Source organism: Klebsiella sp. GB_Kp056 (assembly GCF_040064755.1).
Classification (GTDB): Bacteria; Pseudomonadota; Gammaproteobacteria; order Enterobacterales; family Enterobacteriaceae; genus Klebsiella; species Klebsiella quasipneumoniae.
Genome location: NZ_JBEAJA010000022.1, coordinates 20,287 through 39,383, shown reverse-complemented (window position 1 = coordinate 39,383; position 19,097 = coordinate 20,287). Strand labels below are relative to the sequence as shown.

General features: G+C 53.7%; 16 protein-coding genes. 4 read left to right on the top strand and 12 right to left on the bottom strand.

Annotated features, from left to right (window positions below; genetic code table 11):
- Positions 1 to 146: 146 nt before the first annotated feature.
- The 6 genes from ABLV52_RS01060 to aspA form a co-directional block, all read right to left on the bottom strand.
- Positions 147 to 2,234, bottom strand: a complete 2,088-nt coding sequence (locus ABLV52_RS01060; protein ID WP_072421220.1) for a DUF1176 domain-containing protein — start codon at positions 2,232 to 2,234, stop codon at positions 147 to 149.
- Positions 2,235 to 2,301: 67 nt separating this feature from the next.
- The gene (locus ABLV52_RS01055) at positions 2,302 to 2,892 is read right to left on the bottom strand and encodes a transcriptional regulator (protein WP_023291688.1); all 591 of its coding nucleotides are present in this window, start codon (positions 2,890 to 2,892) and stop codon (positions 2,302 to 2,304) included.
- A gap of 19 nt (positions 2,893 to 2,911) precedes the next feature.
- Positions 2,912 to 4,708, bottom strand: a complete 1,797-nt coding sequence (locus ABLV52_RS01050; protein WP_348889893.1) for a protein-disulfide reductase DsbD — start codon at positions 4,706 to 4,708, stop codon at positions 2,912 to 2,914.
- Positions 4,684 to 5,007, bottom strand: coding sequence for a divalent cation tolerance protein CutA (gene cutA / locus ABLV52_RS01045; RefSeq protein WP_004206404.1), 324 nt, complete (start codon positions 5,005 to 5,007; stop codon positions 4,684 to 4,686). Before cutA ends, ABLV52_RS01050 begins: the two co-directional genes overlap by 25 nt.
- Before the next feature lie 94 nt (positions 5,008 to 5,101).
- Positions 5,102 to 6,403 (bottom strand): anaerobic C4-dicarboxylate transporter, encoded by a 1,302-nt coding sequence (locus tag ABLV52_RS01040; protein WP_023291690.1) that lies wholly within the window; start codon positions 6,401 to 6,403, stop codon positions 5,102 to 5,104.
- A 114-nt stretch (positions 6,404 to 6,517) separates the two neighbouring features.
- Positions 6,518 to 7,954, bottom strand: a complete 1,437-nt coding sequence (aspA, locus tag ABLV52_RS01035; protein WP_004177762.1) for an aspartate ammonia-lyase — start codon at positions 7,952 to 7,954, stop codon at positions 6,518 to 6,520.
- 337 nt (positions 7,955 to 8,291) lie between these two features.
- On the opposite strand from aspA, the gene ABLV52_RS01030 reads away from it, so the two are divergent.
- The gene (locus ABLV52_RS01030; protein ID WP_023291691.1) at positions 8,292 to 8,768 is read left to right on the top strand and encodes an FxsA family protein; all 477 of its coding nucleotides are present in this window, start codon (positions 8,292 to 8,294) and stop codon (positions 8,766 to 8,768) included.
- 50 nt (positions 8,769 to 8,818) lie between these two features.
- On the opposite strand, the gene yjeH is transcribed toward ABLV52_RS01030, so the two are convergent.
- Positions 8,819 to 10,069: an L-methionine/branched-chain amino acid transporter gene (gene yjeH, locus ABLV52_RS01025; RefSeq protein WP_348889892.1), complete on the bottom strand. Its 1,251-nt coding sequence runs from the start codon at positions 10,067 to 10,069 to the stop codon at positions 8,819 to 8,821.
- A 232-nt stretch (positions 10,070 to 10,301) separates the two neighbouring features.
- Between yjeH and ABLV52_RS01020 the strand changes: the two genes are divergently transcribed.
- The 3 genes from ABLV52_RS01020 to ABLV52_RS01010 all read left to right on the top strand — a co-directional run bounded on the left by ABLV52_RS01020 (position 10,302) and on the right by ABLV52_RS01010 (position 12,892).
- Positions 10,302 to 10,595 carry a co-chaperone GroES gene (locus ABLV52_RS01020; protein ID WP_004152420.1) on the top strand — a complete coding sequence of 98 codons (294 nt, stop codon included), beginning with the start codon at positions 10,302 to 10,304 and terminating at the stop codon, positions 10,593 to 10,595.
- 37 nt (positions 10,596 to 10,632) lie between these two features.
- Positions 10,633 to 12,279, top strand: a complete 1,647-nt coding sequence (groL, locus tag ABLV52_RS01015) for a chaperonin GroEL (RefSeq protein WP_023291693.1) — start codon at positions 10,633 to 10,635, stop codon at positions 12,277 to 12,279.
- Between the two features lie 259 nt (positions 12,280 to 12,538).
- Entirely contained in the window at positions 12,539 to 12,892 is a 354-nt protein-coding gene (locus ABLV52_RS01010; protein ID WP_004152419.1) for a DUF4156 domain-containing protein, read from the top strand.
- Positions 12,893 to 12,946: 54 nt separating this feature from the next.
- On the opposite strand, the gene yjeJ is transcribed toward ABLV52_RS01010, so the two are convergent.
- From yjeJ to ABLV52_RS00985, 5 genes are all read right to left on the bottom strand, one after another.
- Complete coding sequence (yjeJ, locus tag ABLV52_RS01005) at positions 12,947 to 13,810, bottom strand: YjeJ family protein (protein ID WP_348889891.1); 864 nt, start codon at positions 13,808 to 13,810, stop codon at positions 12,947 to 12,949.
- A gap of 12 nt (positions 13,811 to 13,822) precedes the next feature.
- The gene (locus tag ABLV52_RS01000) at positions 13,823 to 15,946 is read right to left on the bottom strand and encodes a peptidase domain-containing ABC transporter (protein WP_348889890.1); all 2,124 of its coding nucleotides are present in this window, start codon (positions 15,944 to 15,946) and stop codon (positions 13,823 to 13,825) included.
- Positions 15,939 to 17,228 (bottom strand): HlyD family secretion protein, encoded by a 1,290-nt coding sequence (locus tag ABLV52_RS00995; protein ID WP_348889889.1) that lies wholly within the window; start codon positions 17,226 to 17,228, stop codon positions 15,939 to 15,941. Before ABLV52_RS00995 ends, ABLV52_RS01000 begins: the two co-directional genes overlap by 8 nt.
- A 102-nt stretch (positions 17,229 to 17,330) precedes the next feature.
- Positions 17,331 to 17,696 carry a hypothetical protein gene (locus tag ABLV52_RS00990; protein WP_348889888.1) on the bottom strand — a complete coding sequence of 122 codons (366 nt, stop codon included), beginning with the start codon at positions 17,694 to 17,696 and terminating at the stop codon, positions 17,331 to 17,333.
- 351 nt (positions 17,697 to 18,047) lie between these two features.
- A complete protein-coding gene (locus tag ABLV52_RS00985; RefSeq protein WP_348889887.1) occupies positions 18,048 to 19,079 on the bottom strand; it encodes a fimbrial protein in 1,032 nt (343 codons plus the stop codon).
- Positions 19,080 to 19,097 lie beyond the last annotated feature (18 nt).

The window sequence follows — 19,097 nt, the reverse complement described above, 5'->3', positions numbered from 1 at the left end:
TCCCCTGCTCTACCGACTGAGCTATCCGGGCAACGGGGCGCATTAAACCGTAATCCGCCCACCCCGTCAACCAAATTTCTTAAATTACTTGTCGATTGCTTATCTTTGCGGCAATTCCGCGTTCAAAGGCGCATTTTGACTCAATATCACTGCATGCCGTTATCGCCTTCACGGCTTTTCCAGCCGCTGGTGACGGAGATAACGTGGCGCAACCCGGAGATCAGGTAATCACCAATGACCTCTTCATCTTCCCGCGGCGAGCTCAGCGTAATTTCCGCATCCACGCCGTGACGATAGGCGCCATGATGGCTGAAAATGGTGCCGATATAACATTTTCCATTCAGCCAGACCGGAATATAGGCCACCGTCTCATAGATATAGTTAACGGCAACGCCGCTGTAATAGTTGTCCGCCTCGTCGGCGGAGGCGCCGGGCGGAATGGGGCAGATCGGCGCATCGTTGTCGCTGGCGGGTTTGTCTTTCAGCAGGTTGCCCTGCATCACCTCCAGCGAGCGCAGCAGATCCGCTTTATCGCTGTCGCTCAGGCTGGGGGTCAGCGGTTGGTCTTTCTCCGGGGAGCGGATGCTGTTCAGCGTATAGCGATAGCGAACCGTCACCGCGGGCGTCTGGCTGGCGGTGCTGAACGGGCGCAGCAGATAGAGATTATCTTCGCCAAACTGGCCGTTGTACCACAGGGCATACACCTGGCCGTTGATTTTGACCCAGTGGTTCCATTGGTTAGCCCCGCGGCCATTGATCGAAAAGAGGGCGCCGGGCACCCCGGCATCGAAATCATCGCCGTTATCACTGTCGCTATCGTTGACGGCGGCAAAATCATCATCGCCGCGCCGGAGCACCCCGGTGTAGCTGAAGAGCCCGGTGCCGCCCACGTAGCTGTCGATGATCAGATCGCGTTTGCCGTCGCCGTCGAGGTCGATAAGCGTAAAGCTGACTTTGCCGTTTTCTGAATCTGCGCTAATTGCGGAGCGCAGAAACGCCTGCCACTCGTCATCGCTGATATCCGGGGACGGTTTGCTGGTCGTCACCAGGCTGTCATCGGCGTAAGTGAGCGTGAAGTCGGTAATATGGCCGGTTAACGGAAACTGCTCGGCGACCCGGTTCAGCGCCAGTTCCGGATCGCTTTTTTGCGCTTTCAGCACCGCGTTATACAGCGTTCGCAGGGCCAGGTTATCCGCTTCTTTCTGCTGCTTCGGGATCACCTGGCTGACAAAGGTCGGCAGCATCCAGGTGCCGCCCGGGGTGATTTCCCGGCACATACCGGTGCTGTACTTCAGGCTGGGAACGAAGGTTTTACCCTCCCAGACGCGCGTCTCGCCGGTTACGCAGTCGGCCATGCCCCGCTCTTTGTGCAGGAAGACCAGCGTGCCGTTGGCGTAGCTGGAGGCCTCGGTAGTGAGCAGCCGCGGTTTGCTCAACTGGGCGTTATCGACCAGCCACAGGGCATAGCCATCGTTATAGGGCGCTCGCCAGCAGAGCGCCTGCGCCAGCGAATGGGTTTTATCCAGCGCGGTGAGGGTGATCTGGCGCTCTGCCGCCGGAATGGCCGGGTTCTGCCAGTCTTCACAGCGCTGGTTCAGCAGCGGCGTCAGGGCGGGCAACAGCTTCTGGCGCTGGAGCATGCTCAGCGGTACAGGTTGCGCGTTGTGGATCACCGGCGCGGCGATGATTTCCGGGGCGGGGGCAGCGGGCAAAATGGCATCGTCGCCCGCGTCGCCTTTATCCAGCAGCGCGTCGGCGGTGCCGGTTCGTCGCTGAAACGCATCCATTTTACTCAGCACCTCGCGGCTGCCGGCGCTGGAAAGCGGCAGGTGCTGGCCGTTAAGCGTGAATTCGATTTTGCGCTGGTTCGCCAGGGCCTGCAGCACGGCGGAGGTCTGATCGCTGTCCAGACGGAAGTGGCTGTCATCCACGGCATCCAGCGAGCCGAGGTCCCGGTCGTCGATCAGCAGGCTGGCGGTGGAGTCGGCGGGGATATCGTGTTCGATCTGCGCGAAGGTGACCGTGGCGGTGAGGTGCTGTTCGCTGCCGGCGTTGCGGGTCAACAGCACGCTGACCTCGCCCATGCGGACGCCGTAACCTGCCGCCCGGCAGGTGCCAGTGTTATCGCAGGCGAGCTCCCAGTCTTTTTGCGCAAAGGAAAAACCTTGCAGGGGCGCCGCCAGCAGAGGTGTGGAGCACAGCCCCAGCCAGGCAGCCCAGAAGAACGCGCGCATATCAATCCCTGTCAGCAATCAGTGAGGGGGAAATTATAGGCGCGACGTGGCGGTTAGGATATCAGAATCAGGTTAAGGCCCCGCCCATACGGCACTGGGCGAAGCGCAGAATATCTTCTGCCAGCCGCCGCGCCGTATCGACATCCGTCTGGCTACGCTTGATCAGCAGACGGCTCAGACAGCCCTCGACAATCAGCTCCATCTGCTTGGCGACCATTTCCGGATCATCCACCTCCAGCTGGGTCAGCAGCTCATGGGTGTAGGCCAGCGAAGCCTGCTTCTGCTGTTCCGCCAGCTGGTGGATCGGGTGCTGGGCATCCGGATAGAAGGTGCAGGCGGCGATAAATAAACAGCCGGGGTAGCGCTGGTTGCTGACGCAGGTGGTAAGCGCGCTATAGCGCGCCAGCAGCTTTTGCTCTGCGCTTAAGGTGTCGTCCAGCAGCAGCTGACGGCGCCAGGCATCCACCTGGTGGCTCAGATAGCGAAGCGCGTCGTAGAGCAGCGCTTCGCGATCGGGCCAGAAGCGTTTCAGGTCGCTCGTCGGACAGGACACGCGCTCAGCGACCATCTCCAGCGACGTGTTGGCGATACCTTCAATTTCAAGAATTTTAATGGCTTCTGCCAGGACGTCTTCACGTAGCACGGTGTTCTCCTCCATCTTTCCTCCTAAGTGTCGCTCACGCTTGCCAATCGCGCAAATGGGCGCTGAATGCCGCAGCATCCATAAAGCCGGTGACCCGCCGGTCGGGTTGTTCCTGGCCCTGCGCGTTGAAGAACAGGATCGTCGGCAGACCGAGCACCTGCAGGCGCTTCAGCAGCGCGGCGTCTTGCGGACTGTTTTTTGTCACATCAACCTGTAATAACACGACGCCTTTCAGCGCCTGCTGCACGTCAGGTGAACGAAAGGTGTATTTTTCAAACTCTTTGCAGGCTACACACCAGTCGGCGTAGAGATCGAGCATCACCGGCTGGCCTTTTGCCTGCGCCAGCGCCCGATCAAGCTCGGTCACCGAGCTGACGCGGGTGAAGGCCAGATGCGCCTGCTGCTCGGGCGCCGGGGCGCCAAACGCCCAGTCCTGCAGCGGACGGGCGCTGACCAGCGCGGCGGCAAGAAGAATGATTTGCGCCAGCCGCATCCACGACCGGGTCGCGCCCAGCGAGGTGATAAACGCCCAGCTGAAGAAGGCGACGCCAAGCATTGACCACAGACGTAATCCCCACTGGTCGCCGAGGATGCGCTCCAGCAGGAAAACGGGCAGAGCCAGGATCACGAATCCGAAGGCGGTCTTCACATGGCTCATCCACGGGCCGCTCTTCGGCAGCAGACGGTTGCCAAACACGGTGACGAGAATCAACGGCAGGCCCATGCCCAGCGCGTAGAGGTACAGCGTGCCGCCGCCCAGCCACAGATTACCGCTCTGGGCGATATATAACAGGATGGCGCTCAGCGGCGCAGTGGTGCAGGGGGAGCAGATCAGCCCGGCAATAGCGCCCATCGCAAAGACTCCGCCGGGCGAGCCGCCCTGGCGCTTATTGCTGAGCAGCGCCAGTCGGGTCTGCAGCGAGGAGGGCAGCTGTAGCGTGAACAGGCCGAACATGGAGAGCGCCAGCAGTATAAACACTGCCGACAGACCCACCAGCACATACGGGTGCTGCAGGGCCGCCTGGAACTGCAGCCCGGCGGCGGCCACCACCAGCCCCAGCGCGGTATAGGTTAAGGCCATCCCCTGGACATAAATAAAGGCCAGCAGCAGGGCGCGCGCGGTGGAAAGCCGCTGTTTGCCGCCCAGCACGATGCCGGAAATCAGCGGGTACATCGGCAGCACGCAGGGGGTGAAGGCGATACCAATGCCTATCAGCAGCGCCCACAGGGCGGTGAAAGGCAGGCGGGCGGGGGCGTCAGCGGGCGGCGCTGAGGCAGGCGCAGGTGAAGTGGCGACCTCCGGGGACGGACGCGGCTCAACCGGCAGCGGGGGGTTGAACGCCGGACGGCTGCTCGCCGGCGGCGCAGGGGCAATGGTGGTCTCCCGGCCATCTGCCGAAGCCGCCAGCACGGCGCTCAGCGGGATCACTTTGGTCTCCGGCGGATAACAGAATCCGGCATCGGCGCAGCCCTGCCAGGTGACGGTGAGGGTGGCGTCATTGTCCGCCTGCTTCACCGTCAGCGGGACGGTCAGGCGCTGGCGAAAGATCTCGCTTTTGCCGTAAAACTCATCCTCATGCCACTCGCCCGCCGGCAGCGCCGGTTCGGCGATCGTCGCCCCGGCGGCGCGGAAGGTAAACTGTTGACGATAAAGATAGTAACCATCCTTGATTTGCCAGCTCAGGTTGAGGTCATGCTGTTGCTGCTGAAAGTCAAAGGCGAAGGCCTGGTCAGCAGGCACAAAGTTCGAGCGCCCCGGCGCGTCGAATAACCCGGCGGTGGCTGACGCGCTGCACAGCAGCAGGATCAGCGTAAAGATGCGGTAAGCCATGAGAGGTAATCGTTGTCTCCATACGTGACGGGCAGAACCAGCAGTTCAGGGGTTTGATACGGGTGGTGAGACTTCAGGCAGTCCAGCAGCGCCTGCTGATGGGCAAGATCGGTTTTGAGCAGCATCTGAACTTCATACTCCTGCTCCAGCTTCCCTTCCCAGTAATAGAGCGAGGTGGCGCCCGGCAGGAGCGTGGCGCAGGCGGCCAGCTTTTCCGCCAGCGCTTTTGCCGCCAGATCCTGGGCGGTCGCTTCATCCGGCGCGGTACAGAGCACAACAACAGCATCAGGCGTAGTCATCATGAACCTCGTATCAGCGAAAAGAGGCACTATAGCACGCAAGGTGGGGAGGATTAACGAAACGGGCCAGGATCTGGCCCGAATTTGAAGAGATTTACAGCATGATGCCGCCAAAAATAAACCCGAGGATCACGCACAGCGTAATGGCGATGACGCCGGGGATCAGGAAGGCGTGGTTGAAGACGTATTTACCGATGCGGGTGGAGCCGGTGTCATCCATTTCGACCGCCGCCAGCAGGGTGGGGTAGGTCGGCAGAACGAAAAGGGCGGAGACGGCGGCAAACGAGGCGATGGCAGTGAGAGGGCTCACGCCCAGCATCAGCGCGGCGGGCATCAGCGCTTTGGTGGTGGCCGCCTGCGAGTAGAGCAGCGTGGCGGCAAAGAACAGCACCACCGCCAGCAGCCACGGGTAGTTATGCAGCAGGTCGCCGGCCACGGCCTGGATATCGCTGATATGCGCTTTAACGAAGGTATCCCCCAGCCAGGCGACGCCGAGCACGCAGACGCAGGCGCTCATGCCGGACTTAAAGGTGCTGGCGTTGAGCACTTCGCCGGTGTCGATTTTGCAGGTGATGCTGATCAGCGTGGCGATGGTCAGCATAAACACCACGATCGCCTCGTTACGCGGTAGTACCGGGTTTTTGATCAGACCGACGGTATCGCTGATGGCCGTGGCGTAGAACATCACCGCCACGATGCCGATCAGAAACAGCAGAACGGAACGTTTGGCGTGCGGCTTCAGCTCAAACACCTGGCTGCCGCGCAGTCTGACCTCACCCTTGGCCAGCCGCTCCTGGTAAACCGGGTCATCTTTCAGTTCGCAGCCGAGGAAATTGCAGACGATAGCGGTGAGCATCACCGCCAGCAGGGTGACCGGAATACAGATAGCCAGTAGCATCAGGTAGCTAACGCCCAGCGGCTCCAGGATCCCGGCAAAGAACACCACCGCGGCGGAGATGGGCGAAGCGGTGATCGCTATCTGGGAGGCCACCACCGCAATCGACAGCGGACGAGACGGACGGATGCCTTGCTCTTTGGCCACTTCGGTGATCACCGGCAGCGTGGAGAAGGCGGTATGGCCGGTGCCGGCGAGCACGGTCATAAACCAGGTCACCAGCGGGGCAAGGAAGGTAATATATTTCGGATGGCGACGCAGCATCCGCTCGGCGAGGCTGACCAGGTAATCCATTCCGCCTGCGACCTGCATGGCGGCGATAGCGGCAATCACCGCCATAATGATTTCAATAACGTCGAAGGGGATCGCACCCGGTTTAATTTGAAAAATAAGCGTCAGGACAAGGACGCCAAGGCCACCGGCAAAGCCGATACCGATGCCGCCGAGCCGGGCGCCGAGATAAATCGCCAGCAGGACAATAACCAGTTCTGCACCAAACATATATGCCTTCCTTGTTTTTTAACAAGTTGATATTGGATTGTTGTATTTTAGTAAAACTAAAAAGCAAAAAGGCATGTCATCGCTGACATGCCTTTGAATGACTATCCGGAAAGATTACTGTTCGCTTTCATCGGTATAACGCTTCGCTTTATAAGCGGGATGCATCAGGTTTTGCGCGGAGAAAATGTCATCCAGCTCCGCCGCCGTTAGCAGCCCACGCTCCAGCACCACTTCCCGCACGCTCTTCCCGGTTTCGGCGCAGATCTTGCCGACGATATCGCCATTGTGGTGGCCGATAAACGGGTTGAGGTAGGTGACGATGCCGATGGAGTTATAGACGTAACCTTCGCACACCGCTTTGTTGGCGGTAATGCCGTTGACGCATTTCTCCAGCAGGTTGTAGCAGGCGTTGGTCAGAATGTGGATAGACTCGAACATCGCCTGGCCGATCACCGGCTCCATCACGTTCAGCTGCAGCTGCCCGGCTTCGGAGGCCATGGTCACCGTGGTGTCGTTGCCGATCACTTTAAAGCAGACCTGGTTGACCACCTCCGGCACCACCGGGTTAACCTTCGCCGGCATAATAGAAGAGCCAGCCTGCAGCTCAGGCAGATTAATTTCGTTGAGGCCCGCGCGCGGTCCGGAAGAGAGCAGGCGCAGGTCGTTACAGATCTTGGACAGTTTCACCGCCAGGCGTTTCAGCGAGCTGTGAACCATGACGTACGCCCCGCAGTCCGAGGTGGCTTCAATCAGATCTTCCGCCGGAACGACCGGTAAGTTGCTCACTTCCGCCAGCTTCTGCACCGCCAGCTGTTGATAACCGTCCGGGGTGTTGAGGCGTGTGCCGATGGCGGTTGCGCCAAGGTTCACTTCCAGCAGCAGCTCCGCGGTGCGCAGAATGCTTTTGGTCTCTTCATTGAGCAGCACATTGAAGGCATGGAACTCCTGACCGAGGGTCATCGGCACCGCGTCCTGCAGCTGGGTGCGGCCCATCTTGAGGATGTCCTGGAACTCCTCGGCTTTCGCCTGGAAACCTTCGCCCAGCTGCTTAATCGCATCGATTAACTTGAGGATAGAGGCATACACCGCAATGCGGAACCCGGTCGGGTAGGCATCGTTGGTGGACTGGCATTTGTTGACGTGATCGTTTGGGTTCAGGTACTGGTATTCGCCTTTCTGGTGGCCCATCAGCTCGAGCCCGATGTTTGCCAGGACTTCGTTGGTGTTCATGTTTACGGAGGTGCCGGCCCCGCCCTGGAAGACATCGACCGGGAACTGGTCCATGCATTTGCCGTTATTCAGGACTTCGTCACAGGCGGCGATAATCGCATTTGCCGCGCTTTTGGGAATGGTCTGCAGCTCCTTGTTCGCCAGCGCGGCGGCTTTCTTCACCATCACCATGCCGCGCACGAATTCTGGTATGTCGCTGATTTTGCTGTTGCTAATGTAGAAGTTTTCAATCGCTCGCAGAGTATGAACGCCGTAGTAAGCGTCCGCGGGAACTTCCCTGGTGCCCAACAGATCTTCTTCGATACGAATGTTGTTTAACATGTGAACCTTCTTTTCAAGCTGCCAATGAATTCACCAAATACACAGAATATCCAGGATTCAGTATATTTTCTGGCCGACGATTATTTCCTTAACCGGCCTGGTGCCCAAGATCATATGCTGATGATAGCGAATATCAGTAAGCTTGATCACTTATTACATCGCGGGTGTGAGAAGATTTATTAATCTGTGAAATGGGTCACCGCTTTCCTATTCTTGGAAAAAATAAGCATTTCCGCTGATTGAAAAGCCGCTCAGCATCCCCATCTTAGTGGGATGCGATCAGCAAATTGATGACTACGGGGGCCGAATTCGGCGCCTGTCGATGAAGGAGACGCCGGTGCGTTGGATTCCGTTTATTGCCTTTTTTCTTTACGTTTACATTGAGATATCGATCTTTATCCAGGTCGCGCACGTGCTGGGCGTCTTTATGACGCTGATCCTGGTGATCTTTAGCTCGGTGGTGGGGATGTCGCTGGTGCGCAACCAGGGCTTCAAAAACTTCCTGCTGATGCAGCAGAAGATGGCCGCAGGCGAGAGCCCGGCGGCGGAGATGATCAAGAGCGTCTCGCTGATTATCGCTGGCCTGCTGCTGTTGATCCCGGGGTTCTTTACCGACTTCCTCGGCCTGCTGCTGCTTTTGCCCCCGGTGCAGAAGCACCTGACGATGAAGCTGATGCCGCATTTGCGCTTCAGCCGGATGCCGGGCGGCGGCTTTAGCGCCGGGACTGGCGGCGGAGAGACCTTCGAAGGGGAATACCAGCGCAAGGATGAACAGCGCGACCGTCTGGACCACAAGGACGATCGCCGCGATTAACGTTTATCGGCCCGGTCTGCAGACGCGACCGGGCCGCTTTCTTTTTGCGCCTATGCGCTTCCTGTCGCCAGCTTACGTCTCGGTAAAAACAACCACAGCACCGCCAGCATCACCAGCGCGTACAGACTCTTCCAGCCGACCATCGCCAGCAGCAGCAGACAGAGAATGCTGCCCACCGCCGCCAGCAGCCGATAGCGGCCGCGCAGCAAACGACAGCCTGCCAGCATGCACAGCAGATAGATCATGATGAAAATGCCGTTGGCATAGACGATCAGCGCGTCCAGATTGATATCGAGAAAATAGATACACAAGGTGCTGACCACGCAGGAGCCCAGCACGGCGTTGAGAGCGTTGCGCGGGATCTGCCGCGGCGACAGCCTCGCGAGGTAGCTCTGTGGCTTATGCTGCGCCTGCGACCAGACCAGGCGGGCGAAGCTCTGAATATAGATGTTGAGGCTGGCGAAACAGGCGAGGTAACCGATGACGCAGGCCACCCACAGCGCTTCGACGCCGAACAGGCGGACCACGATATTCGGTAATGACGCCGCCGCCGCCATCTCCACGCCAAAGGCGTGGAAGTGCAACACCAGCACGGTGCAGGCCCAGTAGACCGAACCGGCAAGCAGCAGGCCTATCATCAGCGCGCGGGGAAAATCGCGCTCGGGGTGTTTAAACTCCGAGGCGAGGTGGGCAAAGGCTTCCAGGCCGACAAAGCACCAGAACATCACCGACAGCGCGGAGAAGAGCTGGCCGCGGTCGATCTCCGCCGGGGCGGGGAAGGGGATCTGCGTCGGACTTATCCCGCCGCGCCACCAGACGGCGACGATCAGCGCCACGATCAGCACGGCAACCAGCGTCTGCAGGTTGGCGCTGGAGCTGGCGCCACGTGAACCGACCCACCAGACGATGGCCAGGGTACCCAGCTCCGCCAGCAGCAGCTGCGCATCATGCCAGCCGAACAGCGCCTGGCCGAAGCCGGTGGCGATGTGCAGGGCGGCGGGGAGTCCGACCGGGATAACCGATAAAAACAGCCAGCCGGTGACGCTGGCCAGACGTGGGCCAAAGGCCATATCGACAAAGTGGGCCACGCCGCCCGCGCTGGGGAAATGGCGGCCCAGCAGGGCGAAGACGATGGCAATCGGAAAAACAAGGAGGATAAGCAACGGCCATGCCCACAGGCTGTTATCGCCAGCGACCAGCGCCGCCAGCGCCGGAACGGCGAAAACGCCGGTGCCCAGCAGTGAGGTGGAAAGCAACCCGACTCCCTGTCCCAGCCCTAACTCCTGTTTTAAACCACTCATGATTCCATCCTGCGCCAGTGAAAAGAAAGAGAGTATCACAATCGCTTTTCCTTATGACCGGCTGCCCGGTGGCGCCGCTTTTTGCGCGCCAGCGCAAAGGTAAAAATTTTTTTTAATTTTGCCCTTGAAGCGGGAAATGGCCATCCCCATCTCTCTCTGCACTAGCCGGTAAACCGCGTTCGGCCCGGCGTCACCCATAACTGATAATGACTTTCTCGAAGGAGAGCTATCAATGAGTATTCGTCCGTTACATGATCGTGTGATCGTCAAACGTAAAGAAGTTGAAACCAAATCTGCGGGCGGCATCGTTCTGACCGGTTCTGCAGCAGCTAAGTCAACGCGTGGCGAAATCATCGCTGTCGGTAAAGGCCGCATCCTGGAAAACGGGACCGTGCAGCCGCTGGACGTTAAAGTTGGTGACATCGTGATTTTCAACGATGGCTACGGCGTGAAGACTGAAAAGATTGACAACGAAGAAGTGCTGATCATGTCCGAAAGCGACATCCTGGCAATTGTTGAAGCTTAATTCGCACGACCCTGAACGAATTTGAGGAATATAAGAAATGGCAGCAAAAGACGTAAAATTCGGTAACGACGCTCGTGTAAAAATGCTGCGCGGCGTAAACGTACTGGCAGATGCAGTTAAAGTGACCCTGGGCCCGAAAGGCCGTAACGTGGTTCTGGACAAATCCTTCGGCGCGCCGACCATCACCAAAGATGGTGTTTCCGTTGCACGTGAAATCGAGCTGGAAGACAAGTTCGAAAACATGGGCGCGCAGATGGTGAAAGAAGTTGCCTCTAAAGCGAACGACGCGGCAGGCGACGGTACCACCACCGCAACCGTGCTGGCGCAGGCTATCGTGAACGAAGGCCTGAAAGCGGTTGCTGCAGGCATGAACCCGATGGATCTGAAACGTGGTATCGACAAAGCTGTCGTTGCCGCTGTTGAAGAACTGAAAGCGCTGTCCGTTCCGTGCTCTGACTCCAAAGCTATCGCTCAGGTAGGTACCATCTCCGCTAACTCCGACGAAACCGTCGGTAAACTGATCGCGGAAGCGATGGATAAAGTTGGCAAAGAAGGCGTGATCACCGTTGAAGACGGTACCGGTCTGGAAGACGAACTGGACGTGGTTGAAGGTATGCAGTTCGACCGCGGCTACCTGTCTCCGTACTTCATCAACAAGCCGGACACCGGCGCCGTTGAGCTGGAAAGCCCGTTCATCCTGCTGGCTGACAAAAAAATCTCCAACATCCGCGAAATGCTGCCGGTTCTGGAAGCCGTAGCGAAAGCTGGCAAACCGCTGGTTATCATCGCTGAAGACGTTGAAGGCGAAGCGCTGGCGACCCTGGTGGTTAACACCATGCGCGGCATCGTGAAAGTGGCTGCGGTGAAAGCACCGGGCTTCGGCGACCGTCGTAAAGCCATGCTGCAGGATATCGCGACGCTGACTGGCGGTACCGTTATCTCTGAAGAGATCGGTATGGAGCTGGAAAAAGCGACTCTGGAAGACCTGGGCCAGGCGAAACGCGTGGTTATCAACAAAGACACCACCACCATCATCGATGGCGTTGGCGAAGAATCCGCAATCCAGGGCCGCGTTGCTCAGATCCGTAAGCAGATCGAAGAAGCAACCTCCGACTACGACCGTGAAAAACTGCAGGAACGTGTCGCTAAACTGGCTGGCGGCGTTGCCGTAATCAAAGTCGGCGCGGCAACCGAAGTTGAAATGAAAGAGAAAAAAGCACGCGTCGACGATGCCCTGCACGCCACTCGTGCTGCGGTTGAAGAAGGCGTGGTGGCTGGCGGCGGCGTAGCGCTGGTTCGCGTTGCAGCGAAACTCGCTGGCCTGACCGGTCAGAACGAAGATCAGAACGTCGGTATCAAAGTTGCGCTGCGCGCAATGGAAGCGCCGCTGCGTCAGATCGTGTCCAACGCCGGTGAAGAGCCGTCTGTTGTGGCGAACAACGTGAAAGCCGGCGACGGTAACTACGGTTACAACGCGGCAACTGAAGAATACGGCAACATGATCGACTTCGGTATCCTGGACCCAACCAAAGTCACCCGTTCTGCACTGCAGTACGCGGCTTCCGTGGCTGGCCTGATGATCACCACCGAGTGCATGGTGACCGACCTGCCGAAAGGCGACGCGCCTGATTTAGGTGCTGCTGGCGGTATGGGCGGCATGGGCGGTATGGGCGGTATGATGTAATCGTGCGCTCTACGGCATAAAAAAGCAGAAACCCCTGGCCAGTAATGGCTGGGGGTTTTTCTTTTGGCGCGCTTTTTAGTATAAGGCTTATACATAAAAATCATTTAAGCTGCATCAGAGCGGCAAGCACCTCCGTATCGGAAGCGACTAACTAGCGCGACCGGCTAAGGAATGAAAGCGGCTCATGCCGACGCAGTTTGAAGGATGACAGGTTTACATCCGGGCCAGTGCGTCCAGCTCATCGATCATGGGGATTAACATGCAGGTAAAATATTTAGCAGGGATTGTCGGTGCAGCCTTACTGTTGGCAGGTTGCAGTTCCAGCAATGAATTAACCTCTGCCGGCCAGAATGTGCGCTTCGTGCAGGAGAAGCCGGGCGCAGAGTGTCAGCTGTTAGGGACCGCGACGGGTAAACAGAGTAACTGGCTCTCCGGCCAGAATGGCGATGAGGGTGGCTCCATGCGCGGTGCGGCTAACGCCCTGCGTAACCAGGCGGCAGCCATGGGCGGCAACGTGATTTATGGCGTCAGCAGCCCGACGCAAAATCTGTTGTCGAGCTTTGTGCCCACCGACAGCGAGATGAACGGCCAGGTTTATAAGTGCCCGAATTGATGCGTGACGCCTCTCTCTGCGAGCTCGGAGAGAGGCGTGGTCGCAAGATGAGGATCAGGCGTTAAGCTCCGCTTTTTTCTCCAGATAGAAGGCGTGCAGGGGACGCAGACACTCTTCCAGACTGAGCATTCTTCCCGGCTGGGAAGGGATAATGGTACTGAAGATCTGGCATGGCGCCAGCTCCGCGTGCATCGCCTTGAGCTTGGGGCTTTTCTCAATAATCCGCATCGCGATGTTGTTTTCCAGTTCCGACAAATGCGGAACGCAGGTTTTTACCACCGCTCCGGAGACGATTTTCTTGCCTTCGTCGGTTTCGCAACAGTAGAGCACGCCAAGGTAATGGAAAAACAGGTTTTGCTTCCAGTCTTCGTGTGAGTATTGCTGGTAATCGATATTGGGCTGAGTGGTTAAGTCGACGGCATAGCACATTAAAAAATCCATGCTTGAACTTATGTACTGAATAACGGTCTGATCATCGGCTACTTTTAACGATTGATTAATCGCGAGAGTCATGGCTTCTACCTGTTTGTCTTCGATACATAATGTGCAAATATGTTCGTTCTGTAATGCCAGAATCAGAGTCGTGTCGGATTCCCCAAATTTAGGGACGATCGACATAATGCGCTTTTCCGGATCAGGCTGTTGGATTTCAGCCATGTCGACCTCTGGTATGCTGGCCATTAATGATTCATTGCAGGCAATCAGTTCTTCTTTATAGCTATCGCCTTGCTCCTGTAGCCGTTGGAATGTCCTAAGCAGTCTGTACTGTAATATCGTAAGGAGATCTGCTAGCACCGGGGCCTGTAAATAATAAATCTGACACTGACCATTTTTCTGCTTAACTTTTAATAGTAGAGCCAGGAATCGTTCTTCAAAAGTGATTCCCGCAGTATTAAAACTAATGAATGTTCCTTGCATAACTTTCTCCTTTTAAGCTGTTGCGAGCGTTTCCGATTGCGACAGGTCAATAATGCGATCGGCAGAGGCGATAGTGGATGGCCGGTGGGCGACAATAATCCGGGTAATGCTTAGCGCTGAGATTGACTGATTGATAACAGATTCATTCCGTAAATCGAGGTGGCTGGTGGCTTCATCCATAAACAAAATGCTTGGTCTGCGATAGAGAGCACGAGCGATCAAAATACGTTGTTTTTGCCCGCCGGAGATCCCCAGACCTAGTTCGCCGACGATAGTTTCATAGCCCATCGGCATCCTCATAATTTCGTCATGAATGTTGCAGCGCCTGGCGCATTCCATCACAAAATCTAAATCGACGTTATCTTCAAAGCCGCTGATATTATCGATAATCGACCCGGAGAAAAGACGGTCCTCCTGCAGTACACAGGCGGTGCCGAGGCGATAATTATTGAGACCAATTTTAGTGATATCAAGATTATCAGCCAGCACATCGCCACTGGTCGGCGACAACAAACCGCACATCACTTTTAACAGCGTGGTTTTACCGACCCCAGAAGGACCGACCAGGGCCACAGACTCACCGGGCTCAACGGTTATATTTAAATTAGAAAAAATAGGCTGAGAAAATGGGTCATATTGATAGCAGAGGTTTTTGACTTCCAGTCTGGCGCCAGAATCAGGAGAAAAGACCTCCCGCGCGGGAAGCTCTTTTTCCGGTTCGCTAAAGACAATCTCTGACAGACGCTCGTTATGTAAAGAAAGCATCCGCAGCTGCATACAGAGATCCACCAGGCTTGAAGCCCGCTGCGAAAACTGACCACGGTAGGCGTTAAATGCCATAAACATACCGAGGGTCATTTCGTTATCAATAACCATAATCGCGCCAAGCCAGAGCACAGCAACCTGATCGATCGCGGAAATAAAGGTATTAACGCCGCTAAACATCATATCGAAACGTGTTTGTTTGATCCCCGCATTACAGGCGTCGATATTAATATTCAGCCAGTGCTGGGAACGACGCTCTTTCAAGTTCAGCGCTTTAATCGTTGAAATGCCATACAACGACTCCATAAAATGCGAACTTGAGCGGGCGCCTTTAATCACCTGCTCTTCTGCTACGCGGCGATAAAAGCGATAGGTGGCCAGGCGCATAATTGCGTAGCATAGGGTAAAGCCAACAACGACCCAGGTCAGCCAACCGCCGTACAGCGTGAGCATCACTAGCAGACCGATGGTCATAATCGAGTCAATAATGCCGCTGACGATACTGTTGGTAAACGTCGAGCGTATGGTGTCCAGAGAGGAGAAACGCGATTGGATATCTCCCAGGTGGCGCTTTTCAAAAAATGACAGCGGCAGGCTGGCAAGATGGTCAAAAAGGGTGGTTTTCCACTGGATATTGGTCAGCGTATTTAACGTCAACGAGGTCCACGCACGAAGCATGCTGATAAAAGTGCGGAACAGGGTGAAGAAGACCAAACCGATACAGATGACCGATAGCAGGCTCTGATCGTGGGCCATGATCACGTGGTCAGTCACCAACTGCGTGCCTATCGGCAGCAATAGGCCGATAACTTCAACCACGACCGAGAAGGCGAAGATTTTCAACAGCGCTGATTTCAATCCGACGATATTGCGCATCAAATCTAACAGACGCAGACGAGATTTGGCTTTCTCTTGCTGGAAATGTTGATCGGGCCAAAGCTCTAACGCGATGCCGGTAAAATTATTGGACATTTCCTGAATGCCAATAATACGTTTACCCAGCGCCGGATCGTGGACAATAAAGCTCGATTTGCGCACCTTAGTCAGAACGACATAGTGGTTCATTCCCCAATGAATAACACAGGGCAGCTTTAATTGCCTGATTTCATCAAGATCGAGTGACAACGCCCGGCTTTTTAAGCCGGCATGTTCCGCCGTTTTGCTCAATGACATTAACGTCACGCCCTGAGAGGGACTGCCAAAACGCTGACGAAAGTTAAACAGATCAATATCCAGCCCATAATGGCCGCAAATCATGGCCAGGCAGGCAATGCCGCACTCAGCAGCCTCAGACTGCAATATTACAGGCGTCTTTTTAAGTATTGAAAAATTAACTTTGGTCGTGATCTTTTCAAACAGTTCATTAGTCATGAATCGGTCCACTCACGCTTTGTTTTATCTTATAAACCGGGGTAAACATCCACATATAGAGAGGGCGTTCTTCAAGGAAGACAACGGCTTGTGCTTTAAGCCCGTTGGACAGGCTTAGCTTTTTACCGTCATATTCGAACTGTTTGTCTTTAATTTTGACAATTGCTTTATACAGCGCCAATTCTTGCTGCTGATTACCACCATTACTGACGTTAGTATATTCAGACATCTCCTGGCGAGATGCCGGCATTGAGGATATAGATATAATTTCGCCAGGGAATTGCCCAAATTTATCTGATGGGAAAGCATCATAGCGGATATTAATAGTGTCACCCGTTTTTAAATATGGAATGGTTTTGTTTGGTAGCCATAGAATGAGATAATATTCAACGTTACCCGTCGGCTTGATCTGCGCCAGGCTGCTACCATTATCAACTGTTTGTCCCTGTGTAGCAGATAAAGACTCTATTTTGCCATCGCTGGTAGCTTTGATAACAATATTACCATTAGCATTCGATTCGACTAGTTGATTTTTAAAATCATTGGATTGGTTGTACTGACTGGAAATTTGGTTGTCAAAATCTGCTGCTTTAGTGATTTTGTCACTGTTAAACTGTGTGATTTGCGATTCCAGTTGCATTTTTTGGCTAACCAAAGACTGATAGGTACTCTGTTGCTGAAAATACAAAGAGTGCTGATAATTATATTGGTCTTTAGTAATAAGCCCGTTGCTCAGGTATTTATCATAGCTTGAAAGATTGTCGTGCATTTTTTTCAGACCTACCTGGGCGTTGGCCAACATGCGGTTCGTTTCCTTCAGGGAGGCTGAGGTGGTTTTTAACTGCTCATTAAGCGCATTTAATGTCTGCTTTTTATTTTCTACTAACTTTTTGATAATTTCGTCAGAATTGGCAATTTTCTCGTTAATGGCTTCTATTTGCGCAGCACTTACGTTCCCAGTGGTGGTGCTTCGCGACACATCTATTTCATAGAGCGGTTGGTTCTTTTTAACAACCTCACCAATTTTCACGAATTGCTTAACGATAAATCCCTGTTGGGGGGCAAACACGTTAATAGAGTGAGGGAGGGTAATCACTTCGCCATTAACATCGACACGTTGGGTGAATTTGCAAAATATCAGTGCGCAGATAAGCGCAATGAAAAATAATGCTGCTAAAGAGGCAATCAACCAGGCTGGTAAGCCTGCGAGTAACAAGGCTCTACCCTTCCAGTGATGCCTTTTGTATTCGATCGCTTCCTTGCGATAGAGGTTTTTTGACATGTGTATCGCTTTTTTTTTAAAAAAGGTCTGAATAATCAGACCTTTACTAGATATATTGAATATGAACGGGCTAATTATCACCCTATAACTTTTAGCGGTATTTTAACCCCAAAGTTTGAAGGTACCGTTCGCCGCACCTTCGGCAAATTCTGAGATCATTGCGTTAGTGGCGTCCCAGCCAATCGTAGCAGAGGCAATTGCACCACCAATTGCACCTACCACCAGACCCCAGGCCCCGCCTATAGCCATACCAAGAGTACCAAACCCTAACAGGCCGCCGCCATTGCCGCCATTACATCCGCCAATGATAGAACCCATCATTCCGAACATAGCACCACCGAATAAAGAGCTGGCAACAGCCTCAACACCATTTGATGCAATAGAAGTAAGCGCAGAGCCAAGGGAAGAAAAATCCCACGAATATCCACCAGAGATCTCTTCCATTTCAAATACAGTTAATTCTTTCATTACTTTTATTCCCTTAAATATTGTATGGGTTTAAATTACGGGTCGATGTAATCGCCCGGAAAGAACGATACGGTGTAAGTTGGCTATAATCAACATGATTTACTATGAATTGTATATGAATCGCTTTATTCATATGTGAAACTATAAAGGTATATTTGTATGACGTGTCATATGTATTTCTGTTGTGACTATTATTTTTATGAGTTTTTGCTTGGTTTGAATATATTCAACATAGTTCTGTTAAATCTGTGGCTTAGCAGGATTTAATCGTGGGAAGGTATCGTTTTAATAAATCATGATAGCTCCCGCTTTATATTTCCATTGGCTTGCGTGCGGGAGCTTTTAAAGAGATTAATCTTCTTGTATAACAACCTCTAACATTGCTTTGACATTACCAAGGGTTACATCGCTGTTATTATCACTCGCACGATAATAATCTGCGGTCATGTTGATTGTATTTGACAGCATGCTGCTGTTAGTAATTTTATAATTATATTTGTCCATATCATAAAAAATGATTGGACTCCCGGCTAGTTTAAAAATGATTCCTACATTATTTGCTGCCGTTACACCAGATATCATATTGTCAACTACGCCGTCGCCAGAAGTACTCACTCCGCCAATAGGGTTAAACCAGTAGGTAACGGTATTGCCTAACGATGATGTTGGACAGTTGATATTCATAACGATATTCTTTTCGGATGGTGTTTTTGCCCCACGGGAAAGTGACATCAACTTACTCTTATCGATACGGTTCAGCGTGACCTGTGACTGCGGAGTGGAAATATTGCATGAGGTGGTGCGATAATTTATATTCTTAAATTCTATTTTTGTTAAAATATATAATAAACGATCATTAGCGATCGGATTAGTCACCGGATTTCCAACAGAAAAAGAAACGGAAGGATTGGCCCCGCTGCCTGATGTATCAATAACGTTTTTTGTTTTGATTAACCAGATAGTAAGAAATTGATAATTGTTTTCCGAAGATTTGGAAATTGGTACAAGCGTCGAACCTGCTTCACCTACAACTACTGAACCATTTTTACTACGTAAGAGATCCGATACCTGGAAACCAATTCCGTCGATCCCTGTCTCATAGACTTTCCCTCCCTGAAGGCCGGTAACCCCTGCTACCTCTGGTGCACTAATATTAATAATGTATTGATCATTAGTCGCTTTGTTACATTCAAATCTTTTGTATGCACTGGTTCCAATCTTGCGGGTATAAAGAATGCTCCCTACAGGAATGGAAGCGTCGGTTGGGATTTTTATATTATTCAGTGTAATAGCTTGCCGCTGAGTGTCACCAGTATATGAACATTTTGCGGCAACTTCGCTGCCTAGCATTAGTAACGTTATTAGGATAAATATCCGTTTCATCAAAAATTTCCTCTATAA